The organism is Carboxylicivirga sp. M1479 (genome assembly GCF_007097485.1).
In the GTDB taxonomy this organism is placed as follows: Bacteria; Bacteroidota; Bacteroidia; order Bacteroidales; family Marinilabiliaceae; genus Carboxylicivirga.
The window spans coordinates 28958-51016 of record NZ_VKDE01000017.1 but is presented as its reverse complement, the minus strand read 5'-3'; the positions used below and the strand labels follow the sequence as shown (position 1 = coordinate 51016).

At 36.6% G+C, this 22059-nt stretch carries 11 protein-coding genes; 1 reads left to right on the top strand and 10 read right to left on the bottom strand.

What is annotated here, in order from left to right:
* Positions 1-73 precede the first annotated feature (73 nt).
* The 6 genes from FNN09_RS11750 to FNN09_RS11725 all read right to left on the bottom strand — a co-directional run bounded on the left by FNN09_RS11750 (position 74) and on the right by FNN09_RS11725 (position 10486).
* On the bottom strand, positions 74-1651 hold the full coding sequence (locus FNN09_RS11750) for a sulfatase (RefSeq protein WP_143302556.1): 1578 nt from the start codon (positions 1649-1651) through the stop codon (positions 74-76).
* Positions 1652-1781: 130 nt separating this feature from the next.
* Positions 1782-3245, bottom strand: a complete 1464-nt coding sequence (locus tag FNN09_RS11745) for a glycoside hydrolase family 27 protein (protein ID WP_143302555.1) — start codon at positions 3243-3245, stop codon at positions 1782-1784.
* A gap of 23 nt (positions 3246-3268) precedes the next feature.
* The gene (locus tag FNN09_RS11740; protein WP_143302554.1) at positions 3269-4885 is read right to left on the bottom strand and encodes a glycoside hydrolase family 31 protein; all 1617 of its coding nucleotides are present in this window, start codon (positions 4883-4885) and stop codon (positions 3269-3271) included.
* A 93-nt stretch (positions 4886-4978) separates the two neighbouring features.
* A complete protein-coding gene (locus FNN09_RS11735; protein ID WP_143302553.1) occupies positions 4979-5722 on the bottom strand; it encodes a hypothetical protein in 744 nt (247 codons plus the stop codon).
* A gap of 29 nt (positions 5723-5751) precedes the next feature.
* A complete protein-coding gene (locus tag FNN09_RS11730; RefSeq protein ID WP_185968972.1) occupies positions 5752-7368 on the bottom strand; it encodes a RagB/SusD family nutrient uptake outer membrane protein in 1617 nt (538 codons plus the stop codon).
* Positions 7369-7387: 19 nt separating this feature from the next.
* On the bottom strand, positions 7388-10486 hold the full coding sequence (locus tag FNN09_RS11725) for a TonB-dependent receptor (RefSeq protein WP_143302551.1): 3099 nt from the start codon (positions 10484-10486) through the stop codon (positions 7388-7390).
* A gap of 264 nt (positions 10487-10750) precedes the next feature.
* On the opposite strand from FNN09_RS11725, the gene FNN09_RS11720 reads away from it, so the two are divergent.
* Complete coding sequence (locus tag FNN09_RS11720) at positions 10751-14872, top strand: two-component regulator propeller domain-containing protein (protein ID WP_366520168.1); 4122 nt, start codon at positions 10751-10753, stop codon at positions 14870-14872.
* Between the two features lie 111 nt (positions 14873-14983).
* On the opposite strand, the gene FNN09_RS11715 is transcribed toward FNN09_RS11720, so the two are convergent.
* From FNN09_RS11715 to FNN09_RS11700, 4 genes are all read right to left on the bottom strand, one after another.
* Positions 14984-17149, bottom strand: a complete 2166-nt coding sequence (locus FNN09_RS11715) for a T9SS type A sorting domain-containing protein (protein ID WP_143302549.1) — start codon at positions 17147-17149, stop codon at positions 14984-14986.
* Positions 17150-17343: 194 nt separating this feature from the next.
* Positions 17344-19302, bottom strand: coding sequence for a sialate O-acetylesterase (locus FNN09_RS11710; protein ID WP_143302548.1), 1959 nt, complete (start codon positions 19300-19302; stop codon positions 17344-17346).
* Between the two features lie 309 nt (positions 19303-19611).
* Positions 19612-21072: an arylsulfatase gene (locus FNN09_RS11705; protein ID WP_143302547.1), complete on the bottom strand. Its 1461-nt coding sequence runs from the start codon at positions 21070-21072 to the stop codon at positions 19612-19614.
* 59 nt (positions 21073-21131) lie between these two features.
* On the bottom strand, positions 21132-21938 hold the full coding sequence (locus FNN09_RS11700) for an SGNH/GDSL hydrolase family protein (protein ID WP_143302546.1): 807 nt from the start codon (positions 21936-21938) through the stop codon (positions 21132-21134).
* Between the last annotated feature and the right edge of the window lie 121 nt (positions 21939-22059).

Here is a 22059-nt window from a genome sequence, read left to right as displayed (position 1 = left end):
TTAAGCAATAGTAATGCAACAAAGTCTCCTCTTAAAATGCAGAAGCCCTGATTAAAAGAATTGATTGCTAGTATTACAAAGGCTTTAGCTCACAATCTCCCGGGTTTACCCAGCCTGTATTTTCGATGGTGAACTCTCCCTCCATAAAACGCTCGTAGTAATTCCAGCCCTGATCGTTGGAGTATCCATAGGTATTAAAAACATCACCTTTACCAAACATACGTGGGTCTTCTTGCTCCCTCAGAATCTTTTCCATTCTGGCTTTTAAACTGTCCATAATGGCGATAAAAGCTGAATCTGATGCTAGGTTAAACATGCATTCTTTATCCTTGGTGATTTGATATAACTCTTCATTTTCCTGTCGTTTACCCATCGACCACTCCCAGTAATTATCTTCCTCTCCCGAACGGAACAACCGCAATATTTCACTTTTGGTGGGTGAACCATCAATATCAAGGTATCCTATTTCTGGGTTTCCGGCAGGCCAGAGCGAAATATCATAATTATAGAGGTATAAATAATCCTTTGATACAATGCCTCGGATTGGGTATCCCTGGTTTTTAGGACGACTGTAATCATGACGTTCCTTACCAATCACAATAACATCTCTATCTGGATTTACCTGTCCTTCTTTTTCGGTATAGAAAACATCGGATAAACTTATTCCCGGTGAGCTGCGCATACCGGATTCTTTATTTTTAACACCTGCCAACTCCAAAAAAGTAGGTGCAAAATCGATAAAACTGACCATATCATTTACAATCCTTCCCGGATTCTTAATCCCTTTCGGCCACATAATAGCCAAAGGCACATGGTTAGAATACTCATACTCTTGGGCCTTACAACGTGGGAAAGGCATACCATGATCGGAAGTCACAACAATAATAGTGTTGTCCAACAAACCTCTTTTTTCGAGACTGTTAATCATGCGATCCAAATGCGAATCGACATATTCAATCTCAAGGGCATAATCGAGCATATCATTTCTGACCACTTCATTATCGGGCCAAAATGCTGGAACAGAATCTATGTCTGCAATATTTTTTCCTGCTACACGATTACCAGAACCATACTCATATTCCCGATGTGGTTCTCGCGCTCCAAACCAGAAAAACCATGGTTCGCCCTCCCGAACATCATCTAAAAACACATCAAAATTTGAGGCGTAATCTTCATTACTCATCTTGTTGGCCCATGCTTGGGTTTTTATTCTGTTATACGATTCTCCAATTAATAACCTTGTTTTACCATCCAACTTACCCGGGTTACCCGGCCCCCAACCCTTACCTGTTTTACCAGTTAAATAACCATTCTCACGAAGAACCTCGGGAAAAGTCTTAAACTTGGCCGGAAAATTAATCACATGATTGGCAGCTTCTTCCAGTTGCCATGAGTTACGTCCGGTAAGCACATTAGCTCTGGATGGAGCACATTTGGCGTTAGGTGTATACGCATTGGTAAAAAGAATACCATGTTCAGCTAATCGGTCAAAGGCAGGAGTGTTACTCCAATTACACCCATAGGCACTCATGTGAGGTGAAGCATCATCCATTATACAAAAAAGGATGTTGGGTCTTGCTGCTTCTTGCTTAGGTGCCACATTGCATCCCAAAAAATTTAAAAACAGTAAGAAAATAATTGAATTATTCATATGATGATATTTTATTTCTTGGATTTGCCTGATATTTCAACTATTGAATAACAATACAAAATCCATATCTAACCAATTGTTTAGATATGGATTAAGTTGCACAGAAATGTGTTATAAATGTATCTTTTTATCAATCATTTTCTTTGGTTGAATATTTTAAGAAAACTACTCCATTGGGATTAATATCATAATCAAATGAATTTACCTCTTTGCCCCCCCAGATGTCATAAATAAAGTATTGCTTTGTAATATCTAATTGCAACTCATCCAATGATAGCGAAAGCGATTTTAAAGATGTTGATCGATTAAAAATCCCAATCCAGCCACTATCACCCTCTCTCTTTCGTGTTTTCCAGATTTCAACACTGTCATGATCATAAACCAAGGTGCCCATCACACCATTCTGATTACACTCTAAAATATCTTTATTAGTAATGAGCTTCAATGAAAAGTCATCCAAAGTAGGCAAATCACCTCCCATCATTAATGGCGATGCAGATAAGGCTCTTAGGGTAATAAATGTATACATCTGATCTATGGTAAATTCGCTTTGACGAGTCCATCCCTTTCCTGCTAATAGTTCAATATTACTTAATTCACCTAACTTTATTTTATTTGCAACTTCTATTTTTGTTTCATCTCCATTGACTCCTTCTGGTTTTGGTGACATCAATTGCAATTGCCCAAATGGTATCATATCCATATCAATCCAGAATCCGGGTTCTTCTTTTCCTTGCCATTTGCGCCAAGCTAAAAAACACTGATCTATTCCAACCTGTTCATCCCAAATATCAGGTGTAACACGCAACATGTGAGCCGTTTTGAACGCCACAAGATGATTGGGGTCAACATGGTTTCCAGGACTCAAGCTATAAACGATAGGTTTTCCACATTGCTCTATTGCTTTTGCAATTCCCTTTATCTCTTCTGGAAAAGGTACAAGGTCATCATACTTAAGAAAATCAACGCCCCAATCTGCCATTTGATTTATCAAGCTATTGTAGAAATCTTGCGCACCGGGCTTTGACATATCAACACCATAATTTTGATGATTCCACTCACAAATGCTAGTAGTATCCGCAATGTCCTGGGCAAAATATTTAGTGCCCTTTACCTTAGTATTAGCTTCTACGGCTGCTCTGGGGATTCCTCTCATCAGGTGAATGCCAAATTTAAGGCCTAACTCATGGCATCGATCAATTATTGGCTGTAATCCGTTAGGAAAATAGGTTTTTGACGGCTGCAATAAACCAAACTCATTGAAATTTAATATTTCAGCATGCTTCTCTGCAGGGTATAAAGTTCCTTCCTGTAGTTTGAACTCACCAAACCACCCCGCATCAATAACGAAATATTCATATCCATGTGGCTTTAACTTTCTGGCAAAAACTTCAAGATTAGCCATAGCAGCTTCCTCGTGTAAATAAACCCCATAACTGTCAAAACTATTCCACCCCATTGGAGGTGTTTGAGCTAATTTCACCAATGGTTGCTTGGTTTCCTGTGATTTTGAATTTGTTTGTACACAACTTACTCCCAACACAAAACAAAGTAATATTGATAAAACTAATATACTTTTATAATTTAAGTTCATATTATTCAGGTATCTGACAATATTTATTTTATCATTTTAAAATATGGTAAGCGTTCAAGGGGCACTTCGATTTGAATGGTTTTACCTCCCTTGAACTTTTTCCCTTCTTCATCTATCCATTTTCCTTTAGGCAAAACTACTTCTCTGGATCTCGCTGCTTTCTCAACCACAGGTGCTACTATGATAGTATTACCTAGCACAAACTGATCTTTAACAGTTTCATATCCATTACCTGGAAATGCCAGTTCCATGGGTTTAACAATAGGTTCTCCCGTTTCGGAAGCTTTTTTAGCTAATTGCAGAATATGGTCTCCAAACTGCTTATGAAGATTAGCCATCTTAAGACAGATCTGTTCATTATCACTGGATAAAACACGCCAAGGCGCAACAGAAAATTGCATCATGGGCATAAGAGCATGAACCTGTGCCGAACGAACAATTAGTTCTTCATCAATTACAGCAGAATTCAAAAAAGACTGATACTCTCCTCCTCCAATCATATCGGGACAAGTGTAGGCATAGCCCATCACACTTTGCGACATTTGGTCAGGAATTAATTTCTGAAGATCCTCCCATTCATGGCCCTTATCTCTTAAACGCTGAGCTAAAGGTAAACCAGCCATTTTCCACGATGCACGATATTCGTTCAATGAATAATGTAATCCCATTTCTGCAAAATAACGCGTATGGTCATTGGGTAAAGACTCATTAAAAGATACCAATCCGTCTTTGTAGAATTGAGCATCACCGGCATCAAACTTAAAACCATCCACCCCATATTCATTCACCAGGTAATCTAACTCAGCCTTAAGCCAATCCTTTGCCTTTGGGTTACTCAAATCCAAACAGGCACTTGCACCATTCCACCAACGAACTACGGCAGCCTTATTTCTGGTATTGGCCCACAGTATTTCCTGGGTTCGTTCTGCATCGAGCAATAACAATCCATCAGCCGCCAATTTACGAAACACTTCTGAATCAGCACTAACAAAGGGACATACCCACATCATAACTTTAAAACCCATGTTATGAAGCTTTTCTATCATTCCTTTTGGGTCAGAGAACCTTTTGGCCGAAAACTTCCATGTACCATAATCTTCCTGCCAATTATCATCAATCATCAGTACTCCGGGAGGATAACCTTTATCGATAATACTTTGAGCATATTGAAGTATGTCCTCTTCATTTTGGTCATACATCAGTTCGATCCAGGTATTGTATTGTGGATGAGTAAACAATAATTCATCCGGTATCTGGCCATTTGATGGAAAGTACTTATCAGATACATATTTGTACGCTGAATTAAGGTTATCGCCGGCCTTGCCTGAATCAATCTTTCCGTATTTAGACGAAACAGAGAGTACTCCATTTGATAGGCTATATTCAATAGGACTGTCGCTCCATACATACCGGCCTTTACTGGATAATAACAGAGGTTGAGCCTGATTGCCCCTGTTATCACCATATAAATTCACTGAGAACTTGGAATTCTTGTCATATGGTGTTTGGTGACCAATAGAACTCAAACCACCCCACCAATACTCATTATCTTCAACCTCCAGCTCTATCGATTCTATCTCTTGCGAGAAGGATCCCAAACTCACAAAAAATAGTGCTATACAAACAATTATATATTTCATACTTAATTCTTAAAAGGTAGAAAGCTCCCTGCCTACATGTTTTTACAAGCAGGGAGCAATCACTTAATAAACTCTAAAAACAAGTTTACCAGACTATTGCACAGTAATGGTTAACTCTTTAATAGTTCGATTTAAATCATACTCATCTCCTGATGATGTTCTGTCACCCTGATAGCCGGAGCCTGAGTATTTCTTATCTCCAACATTGGTTGCAATAAGAGTAACAATATAAGTACCGACCTCATTATAAGCATATTCAAAAGATTTCTCATACCTATCGATGGTAAAACCAGTTGAGAAACCTTCCTCGGGTGTAAGCAATACACTATGATCCTCATAATACAGGTTTACCATATCGGTAGCAACAGTTCTTGCCAAACCACTCCCCATCTCTATCATAAAAAGGTAAGACTCGTAACTAGCTGATTCTTTATTTGTGTACTTTTTATCAACTAAAGTTTCCAAGTTTTGAAGGATAGCGTCCATACTAACAAGGGGTATTCCCGGTTCCAAACCTGCATTGTGATTATCAACAATCACGGTCAACCAAGGCGTTAAACTAACCAAGCTATCTGAAGTCAACACGACTTCTTCTTGATCAAGATCTTTTCCTTCGGTTACTGCCAGATGGCTTTTTGCAAATTCATGCATGCTATCTCCTGTATATATCACGAAGGTCTCTGCTTCCCCGCTAACTGTAAATGCAACGGTTTCATTAACCTGTACCTTGACCTTATCAGCAGTTAAATCTATTTCGGGAACTATTGCATCTTTATTGCACCCCCCAAGAGCTACAACAACAAAGAACATTGCTAAAAACTTTATATTATTTATCATGGTTCTATTCATTAATATCATTAATACAATTAATACCCAGGATTCTGTTCCAATGCAGGATTAGCATTGATTTCAGAAATAGGAATAGGCAGAAGCATATGGTGATCAGATACATTATTGGCTGTGGTTGCCCAAGCATCTTCAGGCCTTGTGCGTCCAGGCGGAGTATAGGTTGCTAAAAACTTAATATTGTCCACCAGCTTACCCCAACGCACCAAGTCAAACCATCTTTTACACTCGCCACCTAATTCACGAGCGCGTTCTAACATGATATATTCCTTCATCGATTCATAATCAGAATAATCGGCTGCTGATATATCCGGAAGAATGTTGGCATCGTACGTTAAATCTCTTGGTAAATAATCTTCGTGAAGGTATTCTCTTGTTGCGTCTCCATTTACATTTCTGACTCTTTTTCGAAGTTCATTCAATGCCATAAATACCTCATCATTTGGCCCATTATTTAATTCATTTAAGGCTTCAGCATATATTAACAATACATCAGCATACCTTAAAACCGGCCAATGAATATCATAATCACTAAATACAAAGTCAGGATTACGTACCGGGTAGCGTCTGTATTTTCCAATTTTCCATGATTCCCAGTGCATTTCTGGATAATCTGTCTTTAGCGTTCCATTCCCCTGAACACGAACATGACATGATGTCCATTCCTGCCTTACCATATCACTTGGTTCATATATAGTATGAAAATATTGGGTTGATATAACATTACCCCAGCTACCTCCTTTGGCTGGTGGCCCCTGAAGCCCCATAATCATGCCAATGTAATTACCTTCATTTAGTCCTCCACTTTTATACTGTACGTCGAAGATGATTTCATCGTTATTTTTATTTTCTACAATAAACGCATCAGGGAAATAATCGCAAAGCTGATAATTGCCATCTGTAATAACTTCGCCGGATAAATTTGCTGCCATCTGAAAGTCTGCCATTCCATCCCCTTTGCCATCACGCTTTGTCATACTACCTCGGGTAAGGTAAACCATTGCCAGTAGTGATTTAGCTGAACCTATCGTTGCTCTTCCTGGAACTGACTCTTCTTTCATGTCCAGATGTTCTATTCCAAATTCCAAGTCTGCAATAATTTTATCATAGACATAGTCAACAGGTTCTCTAGGCACTTCAAGATTATCTAAAGAGCTGGTTTCCTTTTCCATATATGGTACATCTCCGTAATAACGCACCAAATTGAAATACAAAAGAGCTTTTAGGAAACGAGCTTCGGCGACCAAAGTATTTCTCCTGTCTTCATCCATTTCCACGTTAGGTACGTTAGTAATAGCTGCATTGGCTTCATTTATTCCTTTGAAGTGCTCAGTCCAAATAGGAGAGACTACTTGTGTATTCTCGGCTGAGAAAGAATAGGTGCCAATTCCTCCCTGCGTATTCCAGGTGGCACATCGAATAATATCAGTTGTTAAATATTGTTGTTTATGTCCGTAAACCCCGTTACGTTGTAAGGCATTATACGCCCCCACCACAGCAGCTTCAGCATGTTCAGGCGTTTTGTAAAAATTCTCCGGTGACGCCTCTGATCTTGGCACTTCCTCAAGAAAGTCCTGACAGCCCCCAAACAATATGGAGATCACTAGAAGTATGAAAATATAATTTAACGTTTGCATATTCATAAAATGTTAGAGATTAAAAACTAATTGATGCTCCCAATGTGTAAGTTACTGCTCGTGGATAAGTACCTAGGTCTACACCTGGGCCAACTTTAGCCACAGTGCCCCACCCTGTGCTTACTTCGGGATCAAACCAACTGTAGCGGGTAATCATAAAAGGATTATCAACCCTTGCATAAACTCTTAATTTCTTCACATTAATATTTGATAATAAATGATCTGGCAAAGAATAACCTAAGCTTATGAAATCGCACTTTAAGAATGATCCGTCTTCAACATAACTACTTCGCATTAGTGTTGAGTAGGTATCTGGTACAGAACCATGAACAGTTCCTTTGGGATTTAAAGGAGAGAAAGCATTGTCAGCATAACCTTGTAAGGTATTCCAGTTTCCAACACCTACCCGATCTAAGAATGTAACGTTGCCATTGATAACATCATTGCCATAACTCCAACGCAGAAAAAAACTTAAGTCAAAGTTCTTGTAGTTAAATTCATTATTCAATCCACCAATAAAATCTGGAGTAGTATTAGCAATCAATACTTTATCATTCGCATTGACTACTCCATCACCATTTACATCTTTCAATTTGACTTGGCCAACAATATTTTCCAAATTCTGCATTCTAGGACTGTTAGCAATTTCATTTTCACTATTGAGTACTTCGTCCTCAACGTATCCATAAAATCGTCCAACCGGCTCACCTACACGCACAATTACCTCATCTCTAACCTTATGATAGAAATTACGTGTAAAAAACATTTCCTTTTTTTCTCCCAAGTCCAGAACTTCACTTCTGTTCATTGAAAAGGTCAATGCACTGGACCATTTAAAATGACCTTTATCAATATTTACTGTATTAATAGCTAATTCAAAACCTTTATTACTAATTGCTCCTATATTTTGTAGTGCATTTGTAAAACCAGAAGTCGTAGGCAACTGCACCTCAAGTAATAAATCGTTAGTTTCTTTATAATAGGCCTCAGCTGTTACCAGCAAACGATTCTTGAAGAAGCCAAGATCTAAACCAACATTGTATTGCTGAGTTGTTTCCCATTTTAAATCAGGATTGGCAATACTACCTGGTACCATACCCACATATAAACCATCATTAAATATGTATTTTTCGGTTGTAAGTCGTGCAAGAGACTGATAGGTTGGGATTTGATTATTTCCGGTAACACCATACGACAGTCGAAACTTTAATAAATCAAATGTATTAAGGTTTTTAATAAACTCTTCTTCAGATGCTAACCAACCTAATGCTGCAGATGGAAAATATCCCCATTTATTATTTTTACCAAATTTTGAAGATCCATCAGCTCTGAATGAGGCTGTCAGCAAATATCTGCCATTATAGCTATATCCAAACCGTCCTAAATATGACAGCATACTATTGTCTGAATATATATTGGAAGGGAAATACGCTGTGGTTGCTGAAGATAAATCATATTTTCCGCGAGACTCCTCCTCAAAACCCTGCGCTCCAAATCTTTTGTCAACCTGCTCAAATGTATTGGCCTCAAAAACTGCAGTGGCATTGAAGTAATGCCTCTTTACACTTTTATTAAAATTTAAACGGGCTTGATAAGATGTGCTTAACATCTTTCGATTACGAAAATTAGCAAATCCGCCAACATTATTGCCTCGTCGAACAGAAGATGGAAAAAACTCTTCATAATTATCATTGAAACTATTTAATCCATAGCTTGTATAAAAGTTTAGCCCATTCATAATCTTATATTCGAAAAACATATTGCCAATCATCCGTTCAGTACCTGTTGACAGATCTACTTCATTCATATAGGTCAATACATTTTCATTATTCCAGGTATATGTTTCATCATCATCCGGAAAATCATTAATATCAAAGTCATCAGGCATAAAGGGATTCAATTGAAGAGCAGTCTTAGTCACACTGCTTTCGTCCCAGCTATTCACCATACCATTTGCCTGTGTCATTGAGTACTTCATCGTTGCACCAATTCTTATTTTTTTTCCTATTTTCTGCTCAAGGTTAGCATTAAAGTTAAAACGATTAAAGTCAGAATTAACCAATACTCCTTCCTGTCCAAGATAACTTCCAGAAAGTCGATATTTCATACCTTCATCACCTCCACTAAAACTTATGTCAGCTCTATGGGTCTCAGCTTGTCTTGTTATTCTGTCAATCCAAACACTACCTTTTTGGCCAGAATCTTTTATTTCCTGCCATGCTTCAGTATACACATTAGGATCATAAAATTGGGTAATCGGACCTTTTTCTATCTGCCAATCCAAATATTCATCAGGTGTTAAAATATTTGGCACATTTGTCATTTCTGACAATCCATAGCTATAATTAACATCAATGCTTGGCTTTCCGGCTTTGCCTAATTTTGTAGTGATGATAATCACACCATTAGCACCCTGAGCACCATAAATTGCTGTAGATGATGCATCCTTTAGAATTTCCATGGATTCAATGTCATTTGGATTTAAATCAGCTAAAGGATTCTGGTTCGGGTTACTATCATCAGGTAAAATAGGAAAGCCATCAATTACATATAAAGGCTCATTACCTCCTGTTAAAGTAGATCCTCCTCGAATCAAAACCTTTACCCCAGCACCAGGACTATTATCCGTTTGTGTGATTTGCACACCTGCTGCACGACCTGCTAAAGCACTTTGCATAGTTAATGGACTTCCTTTCTCCATACTTGAACCTTTTACAGAAGCTACCGCACCTGTAAGATCGCGTTTTTTCATTGTTCCATACCCAACCACTACAACTTCATCAAGGTCAGTCATATCTGATTTTAACGAAATATTAATCAGAATTTGATTCCCGACTACTACAGTTTGATCTTTAAAACCAATAAAACTGAAAACAAGCTTTGATTCTACATCATCCACTTTAATGGAATAATCACCATTAATATCAGTTATTGTTCCGGTAGTTGTGCCTTCAATAATTATTGAAACACCAGGAATCGGTTCTTCATTTTCGTGATCAATTACTTTACCGCTCACTTTTCGTTCTTGTGCAAAAGCATTAATCGAAACAAAGCACCATAGCAATATCGCAGAAAGCTTTATTGTAAGGCGGCCATGTCTTTTAAATTTTTCTTTCATAAATCTTAAATTTATTAGATCCAAAATTAAACTTTAATACATTGATTTTACATTATCCATCGTCTAATGATTTAGGATATTTAAACATTATCAAATACAAATTAACTTCATTTAAGAGTTTCAGATGGTACTAAAAAGTTCCTTCATCTGGCCTAAAACATTCAGTCAATGGATAAAAAATGTTCAGTTTATGGGTAGTTTTTGTTTATCTTCAGAGTTGAGTTAAATCACTTTAAAATAAGACTGCAATATTTTTGTATAATTGTGCTTGTGGGAAGAAATCTTAAAATAATTATCATTTGCCTTCTGCTTTTTGTAAGCGGAAAAGTCCATTCACAAAACAAGCGTTTTCACCATATAACTTCCAAGGATGGACTCTCGCAAAGTGAGGTTTATTGTTTTTTAAAAGACAGCAGAGGTTTTATGTGGTTCGGAACTGTTGATGGATTAAACTGCTATGATGGTTACAGTATTAAAACTTTTAGCACCTTAAGGAATAATCCTCTATCCCTTACAAATAATACTATTCGCAGTCTTGCCGAAGATAAACTAGGACGTATTTGGATCGGAACTGATGACGGCCTAAATATGTACGATCCTTATACTGAGTCAGTGTCTCAGATCATCTCCAATTCATTCTCAGACAATAAGCTAACCATTAGCTCTCTTCTTGTATATGAGGATTATTTATTTCTTGGTACCAGGCAAGCATTGTATCGCATTATGCTTAATGAAGAAATAAATCAATTAGATAGTAATAATTTACAACAGATTGTTTTCGACTCCACAGAAGGGCAAGAAAACTTGAATATAGTTAACTTAAAAGAATGCAGTAATGGTGGATTCTGGATGCAAACCAGTCATTCGGTCAGTCGCATTATAGTTGAATTACACAGCAACAAGGCTATTACTATTGAAACGCCAATCATTCACTCTTCATTTAGTTTTTTGGATTTGGTTGAGGATAATTCAAATAACCTATGGATCAGTTGTAATCGAACCGGAATCATAAGGTATAACATAACCAATAAACAAATAACAAAATTTAAGCCATCATCTGATATATCAGGACCGTCCTCCTTGAAATGCTCCGGTATTGCGAAAGACCATAATGGAAATATTTGGTTTGGAACACTTGATAATGGACTCAATATCATTAATTCTAATCAGGTAAATAATGATAAAATTCAATTCGAACACATTAAACACACCCCGTTTGATGCCTCAAGTATAAACTCTAATCTTATTCGAGCAATTTACGTTTCTAACGACAATGTAATATGGATAGGTGCCATTGGTGCTGGCATTAATTGCTTTGATACTGACCAGAAAAAATTTAAACACTTAACAATTAACAAATCAACAAGTAACGGCTCAAATTTCATCAGGGCTGTATATGTTAATTCAGATAAAAAGATTTGGGCTGGCACACATAGTAATGGCTTATATCAAATAAACAGGACTACAAACAAAATAAAAAAGCTGGGACTTGGAAACATGAGCATTTTCTTTATTGCTCCATTCAAGGACAATAAAAAACTCATTTGCAGCGATGAAGGCCTATTATTAATCGAAGAATCAAATGGGGTGATAAATATATTAAGCCACCTAAAAACGTATGCAACATTTTACATTACTAAAGGAGCCCATGAATATTTTTGGCTTGCATCATTTAACGGCATTTATCGTTTAAAAATAATAAACAATAAAATAATAATTGATAAGAATTATACATTAGCAGCTCCCCAATCAAATTCAGCACAAAACTGTCGAGTTCTTTTTTATTCTGAAAAAACAAATACACTTTTTGTTGGCACCGAAGGTGGAGGATTACACAGACTTTCGCTTAATGAGGATCATGAGGTAAATAATGATGAAATTTTTAAAAGTAGCAAACAGCAAGGTTCAATAAGTAACAACTATATCAGGTCAATCATTCAAAACAATAAAGGCCACTATTGGGTAGGAACTTATGAAGGATTAAATAAGATGATAATTGATTCAATATCAGGAGAAGTTTCATTTAAATATTATACTTCGTTTGATGGATTACCCAATAATATGATTCATTCAATTATTGAAGACAATGAAAACAACTTATGGATTGGAACCAATAATGGCCTATCAAAGTTTATCACAGAACAGGAACTTTTTATCAATTACTCTGAGAGTGACGGCATTCAAAGCAATGAATTTTCAGAGCATACAGCCCACAGAACTAATAGCAATGAAATTATTATGGGGGGTATTAACGGTATAACAACATTTTACCCGAATAAAATAACAAGTAGCAATCGATACCCCCTGACAACCATTACTGATTTTTACATAGATGGAGAACGCATCAATCCTAATGAGCAAATAGATAAAACCATTCCGCTGAGTAAAGGCATAAGTATTTGTGACTCTATCATCTTACTTCCCAATCAGAATAATCTAGGTTTTGATTTTTCATCAATGCTTTATCCCAATGCAGAAAAAATAAAATATGCCTATAAACTGGAAGGGTTTGATAGAACATGGCAATATACTGATGTTGCAAAAAGACACGCCAATTACACAAATCTAAAACATGGTGAATATATATTTAAAATAAAATCCACAAATAGTGATGGAGCTTGGGAAGAAAGGGAGAAAGAATTATTTATCCATATTAAAACTCCATTCATCTATACTTGGTATGCCTACGTTCTTTACCTACTTATCATTGTTTTGATATTTATTTACTTCTCATATTATTCCATTATTCGATATACAACCAAAAACAAACTCCTTTTAGAGCAAGAGCATAATCAGAAAGTGCACGTTCTTAACAAGCTAAGAACAGAATTCTTTATAAATATATCGCACGACCTAAGAACGCCACTAACTTTAATAAAAGGGCCTCTTGACAGTATTCTTCAAAAGAAAAATTTAAATATCGATATAAAAGAGAAGCTATTGCTAATTATGCGCAATGTAAAGCGACTTAACTACCTTATTGAGCAATTGTTGGATGTGAGAAAGGCTGAAAGTGGAAAACTCGTGGCACAATTGCAACCAATGGATATTGTGGCTTTTTCAAAAGAAGAAATTGCTCATTTCACCTATGCAATACATAATAAAGGACTTAAATATAATATAAAGAGCAACTCGTCACAATTAATGCTGAGCTTCGATCCGTCAATGATTGCTAAAGTGTACTTCAACCTGGTCTCTAATGCCCTGAAATATACCGACTATGGTGAAATAAACATTTCAATCGAAAAGGTCAGTAATGTGGACTACAATATTCTTAAAATATCTGAATATGAATCATTTATAAAAGTAGAGGTTAGTGATACAGGTAAAGGCATTTCTTCCCTTCAATTAGACCGTGTTTTTGAAAGGTTTTATCAGGAAAATACCATAAATGGGAAAGGTTACGGTATTGGCTTATCTCATACCCGTGAGCTAATAGAAGCACATAATGGTGTTATAGAAGTAGAAAGTCAAGAGAACATAGGTACAACAATACGCTTCTTTATACCCGATATTACCACCACATTGGATGAGGCTGTAAAACCCTTAACAAATGAAGATGATATTTATAAGGAAAAAAATAATGAAACATCAGTTGAAGAGACAGGATCCACTAACAAATTTGCAAAAACCTTACTAATTGTTGAAGACAATGCCGATATGAGATCGTACATAAAATCAGAACTCATAAAAGAATATAACATACTAGAAGCTGAAGATGGCCTTAAAGGGATTGAGGCAGCTGAAAATAATGATATTGACCTTATCATAAGCGATGTAATGATGCCGAACTTGGACGGGATGGCCTATTGCAAACACATTAAAACCAACTTAAAAACGAGTCATATACCCATCATACTTTTAACTGCTAAAACGGATAATCAGTCTAAATATAAAGGAATTGAAACAGGTGCGGATGATTACATATCTAAACCGTTTGAGATGGAGTATTTAGTCATTAGAATTAAGAACTTACTGCAAAGTAGAGAACAATTAAGAAAAATATTTCAAAAAAAGGGCACCGTTCTTGAGCCTTCGTCCGTCACTGTTAATTCTTTAGATGAGAAGTTCCTGAAAGACTTGTTAGCTGCCTTAGAAAATGGAATACCTGATTCCGAGTTCAATGTCAGTTCACTTGAAGAAAAGCTTGGGATGAGTCATTCAAATTTTTATCGAAAGATAAAAAGTTTAACGGGGCAATCGGGTAAAGAGTTGTTAAATGGAATGCGAATGAATAGAGCCAAACAAGTTCTAATGGATAATAAAAACATACGAATAGATGAAGTTGCTTATATGGTAGGCTATACTAGTCCAAAATATTTTGGTAAAAGTTTTAAAGAGACATTTGGTATTTCTCCGTCAGAGATGAAAGAGAAGAAACTTTAAAGCATTAATGACAATGGAAATGAATAGAATTGCAAAAAACATAACCAGAACCAAGTTAAAATTCTTGATTACGGTTTTAAATAGAATTGTTTGGTAGCGTGCGGTTTTTTATCAATCAACCAATATCTTATGATTTGAAATCGATTTTTCGGATTTCACCTGAATAACAACAGGTGCCCGAACATTAAGCGAATTAATATCAATCTGTGTTATATGACCATTTGTCTGTTTATTATAAAGTAATTGTCCAGCTAAATTATAAACCTTGATATTTCTAAAAGTCTGATCAGGAAAAATAATATTTAACATATCTTTAACTGGATTTGGATATATTTTTAGAACATTCGGGGCTATAGCTTGCTCATTATTCCATGTTGCCTGCTCAACAGCATTAACATTGGCTTTAATATTTTCATCTATCCTGTCGGACCACGAACCTCCAATTGGTAATAAATTAACAACTATTTTATAGGCGTCATTAGCAATAGGAATATCGGATGATACAGGTAAATCTATATTAGCGCTTCCTGTTCCCTCGGCAACTGTTATTGTATTGGATCCATAGGTGGCCCATGGATCTGAGTCTAGTTGAATAAATACACGGATATCTCTTGTTTCAGTGGCATTATAATCTACCGAAACAGTAACTGTTTCACCCGGTGAAACCTGATTTGGAGAAATAACATTAATGATATTTTCAACGTCAGGATAAGGAGGCACCTGAAATATTACCGTGTTATAGTCAACAAATGTGGTTTTGAAATTACCATCGTCAAAACTGGTTAATGTTTTGCCATTAAAATAACAGTTTTTGAATGTTATATTTTCCCATTGTCTATTGTAATCAAGGCCCAACATAGTATTTTGAGGTTTTCCCCGGTTTTGATCATGGTTTGTAGCTACTCCATCATTTGCTTGATGCACATTTTCAATAACGATATTATTTAACGTAATATCTCCCGTTCCATCTATCATTGTTGCATAAAAAGGAGGGAAGGCCGGGTATGGATCTTCAACTAACACATTTTGGATAAAAACATTTTTTATGGTTCTTCCAGGGGATGTTTCTCGCATCGAAATAATTCGTCCACCATCCCAATAATGCCACTTGGAACGATGGTAAATGGATGTAATATCTTTAAAATAACTGTCTTCCATTACGGTACTTCCTTTAGTCAAAAATAAAACGGCTCCATTGGCATCGTTCCAAGTTGTTATATTACTGATTTTTACATTTTCACCATAGTAAAACACATCGTCCTGAACCCTAAAGAAACAATCGGTAATTACCGAATTCCTGAATGCATTAATGGCATCGCTGTTTTGTCTCCAGGCGAGAATCTTTAAATTCTTGTATATGTTTAAGCGTTGAGGATCATCGAACGAGGAGTTCATGTTAAATGTGTGATTGGCAGGGTCAATAACCACAAAACCTTCCAAACGGGCATTGGCAGCTTGGTAAGTAAACGTCTTGTTCACTTTTGATCCATCCCCGGTCCAGGTATAGTTTTCTCCGCTTATTGCACCCGAACCATAAACGGTGAAGTTTTGGGCAGAAGAACTTCCCCATAAATTAGGAGGATGAACCGTACCATGAACCACTGCATTACCGGGAATGAACAATGTCTCATTAGATAAAATTTCAAATGCGAGTCCAATATCATGAACACCGGGTTTAAAGTAAATAGTATGCCACGTATTTCTATCGGAAGGAATAGCATCTCCGGGGTTTAATTCAATTACTCCAGGATCGGTTGTATTTGGTACCTGGTAAATTGGATTGGCAAATACAGAAATGGTATGCACAGCATCACCGTTATATTCCATGCCTGTGTATTGATCTTCCATCTGTCCGTTAATATCGACATTAATATTGGCTGGCTCGCTTAAGGTAACATAGGCTTTGCCATTGGCGATTGTTGCAGATGAAGCATCAGCCATAGGCCTTACCATTGCTTTGGTTATGGCACTTCCATCTTTTTTAGAAATTTCAACAACAACATTATCACCATTGAAATCAGACTCGAAAGCGATCCATGATGCCGACCAGCCGTATAGGTTATCATAGTATCCGGCATCTGTTTTACATCTTGTTTGAAGCACAAAAGCATTGCGAAAAGCACTATCATCTTCACTTTCAAATTTAATCCGGCACAGATATTGGTCAGACTCAGCACGGTCGGGTATGTTGTTGTATACAACTAAATTCTGGGAATGTACATCATTATATAACCCAATGATATTAAGGAGTGTAATCAAGAAGTATATTTTTTTCATAAATGCATGTTTAGTTAGAAATGAATCAAAGAAAGAGATGGACTAAATGTGAATTTATAATAGGAACTAGAAGGGATAAATTTTAATAATTCGTATTTGAACAGTTAATCAAATTATTTGGGCTGATAATTCAGATCGAATCCATCAGCCCAAATAAACCTTATTATTACAATTATTTTGCATAAAGGTACTTATTAATCATCAAATGACTTACCTTCGGTAACGCCCATCCAATCATCGGTTCGGAATGGTGAGGATGGTAGGCCCTCTTTATTATAAAGGTTTAGCTCAGCAGGATTGTTAGACCATCCAAAGCGCACAGCAATAGGGGCTATTACTTTATCCGACCAAACAACAACCTTATTGTTCTCTATTTCAGCTTTAGCCCAATGAAATACTTTATCCTCTCCAGCAACTTCAAATTCATTAATATATCCATGTTTGCTCTTAGTCATGAGGCCGGAACCGATATTATCGAAACTAACGATTACCTTATCGCCTTCAATTTGCATGGATTTATAGATGGGACCAGAGAACACCACTTCTTTATCATATGCAATTTTTAAGGCGGATAACATCAGTCTTTTACCAACATCTTGCTTGTTTCGTGGATGAATATCTAATGCTTCACCAATGTCAATAGACACAGCCATGCCTGTGTTTTTTAGACTTAGAGTTTTTACTTGTGATTCACGCAATTCGGCCCAATTGCTATTACCAGGGCTTGTAGTGGACTCTGTGAAGTTAGCCAATTGCACAAATAAAAACGCGAAGTCACCTTGATGCCAGTTCTTGCGCCAGTTCTCAATCATGTTTGGGAAGGTAGTGGCATATTCTTTGGCGCGAGGTGTGTTATTCTCGCCCTGATACCAAATTACCCCTTTTATACCATAAGGAATTAGTGGATTAATCATGGCATTATACAGTAAACTTGGAGCTTCGTTGGGAGAAGCTTTGAATTTGTCATAAACACGATCTGCCTTAAACTTCCAATCGCCACTTAAAGGAATACGTGCCGGTCCTAATTGTAGGAAGAAGTTTTCGGGTTGACTTGCAAAACCACCTTTTCCCCATTTGTTATCTACTCTAATTGTAATATTATTCTTTCCAACCTGAAGTATAGATTCCGGAATTTTATAAACCCGTTCTATATCGCTTTCCCATTCAACTCCTCCAACTTTTTGTCCATTTACCCAAGTAAGGTCCGAATTGTCAATTTTACCTAGATTTAATAAGACTTTATCATTTCTATTTATGGCATTTAATTCGAAATTATAGCTAAACCAAACAATACCATCTAGTTGCAGATATCCGACATCTTCCCAGTGAGTAGGTAGATTCATGGTTTGCCAATTGCTGCGATCGTATGTCGGCTTCATCCACTGTTCTACCATACCAGTTTCTTTTTCTGGCAAACTGTCTATACCCAAGGCTTTACTCAAGGCATTTTTGTTAATCTTTTCTATTTCCATTGCATCAAAACTATCAATCTTTTGACCAAAGTCTTCGTATTTTGGCAATTTTGTAATGGATTCCTTTGAGGTCCAGGTTTCAACACATGTGCCTCCCCAAGTTGAGTTTATTAATCCAATGGGTACACCTATTTCTCTTTGTAAGTCTCTGCCAAAGAAATAACCTACAGCTGAAAAGTCTTTGACAGTCTCAGGTGAGCAAGCGTGCCATGAGGTATTTGGCATATCTTCTTCTAGTACATTGCTAAGCTGTTTCGGAACAGTGAGTAGTCTTATTTCAGGGTAGATGGCATTTTTAATTTCTTTTTCAGGATTATTTGATTTTGAAACCGGCCATTGCATATTAGATTGACCTGAGCAGATCCAGATATCTCCAATAAGAATATTTTTGAGAACAAATTCATTCTTTCCACTGATGGTCATGTCATAAGGTCCGCCAGCTTTCATTGGCTGAAGTGTTATCAACCATTTTCCTACCTTATCAGCTTTGGTTTTACACTTTTGCCCGTTAAAACTTACCGTTATTCTTTCTCCGGGATTGGCATGTCCCCATACCCTCACGTTTATATTTCGTTGCAATACCATATTGTCAGAGAAGACATCTGCAATTTTAACATCTGCCTTACTTAATTGGAAGGTAATTATTACAATTCCGGTTATAAATAATCTTAGTCCTTTCACTTGATTAAAATTTAAAGTTTAGATCATAAAAAAAACACTCAAGTTGATTTGTTTCATTTAACAGGTACTTCAGGTGAAGTATAATGTGGCAATAGAGTACAACTTAAATGTTTATTGATAAATTCATTCCGGCTTTGAAAGCTTATCATTTCCCAAAGCTGAACAGCTTCGCGAAATGATAAGCTTCTATACGATCGAAATGGGCATTCGTCATGCTTATTTTGTTTGGGGCACTCCATTAATAATCCGAAATAATTCATTTTCGATTATTGAACTGCAGAACTGCAAACTTCTTGAAGCTCTATGATTTTAGTAGTTATTTTTTACGTTGCTCACAAATGGAAAATCCGGCTGATTAAAATGTTCATTCTCCATAATAGCTTTCATATCTACCACTATTTTCGGATAGTCGTTGGCCAAATTGTTCCTTTCCTCAAAATCGACGCTTAAATCATATAATTCAATGGTAGTTTTTTCTTCGTCGAAACAATTCAATTTTACAGCTTTCCATTTTCCTTTACGAACTGCTTTTTTACCTCCTTGTTCATGAAATTCCCAGTATAAATGATCATGTTGTTTTTGATCTTCACCCAACAATTCTGGTAAGAAGGAGATACCATCAATCTTTTCGGGCAACTCAGTACCTGCCACATCTGCCAGAGTTGGCATTACATCCCAAAAGGCTGATACGTGTTCGGTTTTTGAGTTAGCTTTAATTTTATTCGGCCACCTTACTATCATTGGCATACGGATTCCTCCTTCGTACAAGTCCCTTTTATAACCTTTTAAACCACCGTTACTATTAAAAAAATCAGGGTCGGCTCCACCTTCCTTATGAGGACCATTATCCGACGAGAACACTACTATGGTATTATCATCAATGCCCAGTTCCTTTAATTTGGCAAAAACTTCGCCTACCTGTTTGTCGAGCAATGACACCATTGCGGCAAAAGTAGTTCGTGGTTCAGGTTGTGAGCAGTAGTATTTAACTTCAAATGGTTCGTCCCCATAATCAGCTCCCGGACGGCCATCAATATGTGGTTCTTCTTCAAATTTTCCTCGGTATTTATTCATCATCTCTCCTTCAGGCATAATCAGTTCAGCATGAGGAATGACATTGGGATAGAACATGAAAAATGGTTGGTCTTTACTATCTTCAATAAACAGTAAGGCCTGTTCATGTATCAAGTCACCTGAATAAACTTCGGTGTTCTTAAAGTCGTTACCTTCTAACAATATTTTTTGACTATTATGCCATAAGTGCATCGGATAATAACGATGGGCTTGTCGTTGGCAGTTGTAACCATAAAACTCATCAAAGCCTTGATTGTTAGGATCTCCTTCGGATCCAACATAACCAAGGCCCCATTTACCAAAAGCTCCGGTTTTATATCCTGCTTGTTTTAATAATTCGGCCATAGTAAGAGCACTGTTGCTAATTGGGTGCTGCCCTTCCTGTTCGTTTTCTTTGTTTCCTCTAATTGGAGTATGACCAGTATGTTGGCCTGTTAATAAAACACTGCGTGAAGGTGCACAAACAGTACTGCCTGCATAGTGTTGCGTAAACAGCATACCTTCAGCTGCCATTTTATCAAGGTTGGGTGTTTCAATTTTTGTTTGACCATAACAGCCCAGATCTCCATATCCCAAATCATCCGCCAGAATATAGATAATGTTGGGTTGAGTTGGAGTTGTATTTTTATCGTGCTTTGAGGTACTACATGCTGAAAAGATTAATATTCCCATCAATAGACCAAATAGATTCTTCATATTTTAATTCGTATTTCGTGTTTTAAACTATATACAATAATAAGTTGATATTAATAATCTTATTTATTTTTTAATTTAGGTAGAATGAATTCTACAGTCTCTCGTGCAATTAGTCGATATCCTGTAGGGTTTGGATGTTTGTCTTTATACCACCCGGGTAAATGGCCAAATAAAGGATCAAGTTCGTTCGTGTAAACTCTTAGCCATTCAGCTTTCTTCCATTCGTAATATTTGGTATAAGGAGCTACAAGCGTATGGTATTTTTCCGGGATATCACTTAAAGGGAAAAATCGGACACTCATTGAAAATTCACCATATTCTTCTAATCCTTTTTGATAGGCAGGGCATATATCAAATATTTCCAGTTTTTCTTCTGACGCTACATTAGTAATAAACTGATTAACAATCTTTGTATCATCTTCACGAAGAAAAGGAAGAATGGTCATGACAATGATTTGAGATTCGGGATAATCATTGCGTAATTGAGCAATTACATTTTTCATATCTTTTGGGAAATTTTCCTCAAATGGTTGTCTCTTGAACCAGTCGTTAATACCATAACGCAAGAAGATATAGTCTATGCTGTCAATTCCTTTAACTTGACTATCATAGCGTCCACTGTTTAAAAGAGAAAATGCTGTTTCTCCACCTTTGCCTACATTAATTGCTTCAACGTTTGGTATACCTTCTTCTCTAGCTAGTAATTGCTCTATCGTATTTTCAAAGGTTGGCTTGCCTCCTTCAGTTGTGCTATCACCGATAAGAAGTAGTTTTACCTTTTTATTTATAGAATCCTTTTCCGCAGATTGGGCTGCCAGATTATTGATGATAAGAAAGGCTGTTAGTAATATAATAAGTTTACGCATTTTATTTTGTTATAAATTAAATGATACAATCCAAAAATTATTGTTTTTGTTTAAGATTAAAGCCCATGAGCGACATGTTGGAAATAAAAAATTATGAATAATGATTCATGGGCCAACTAAC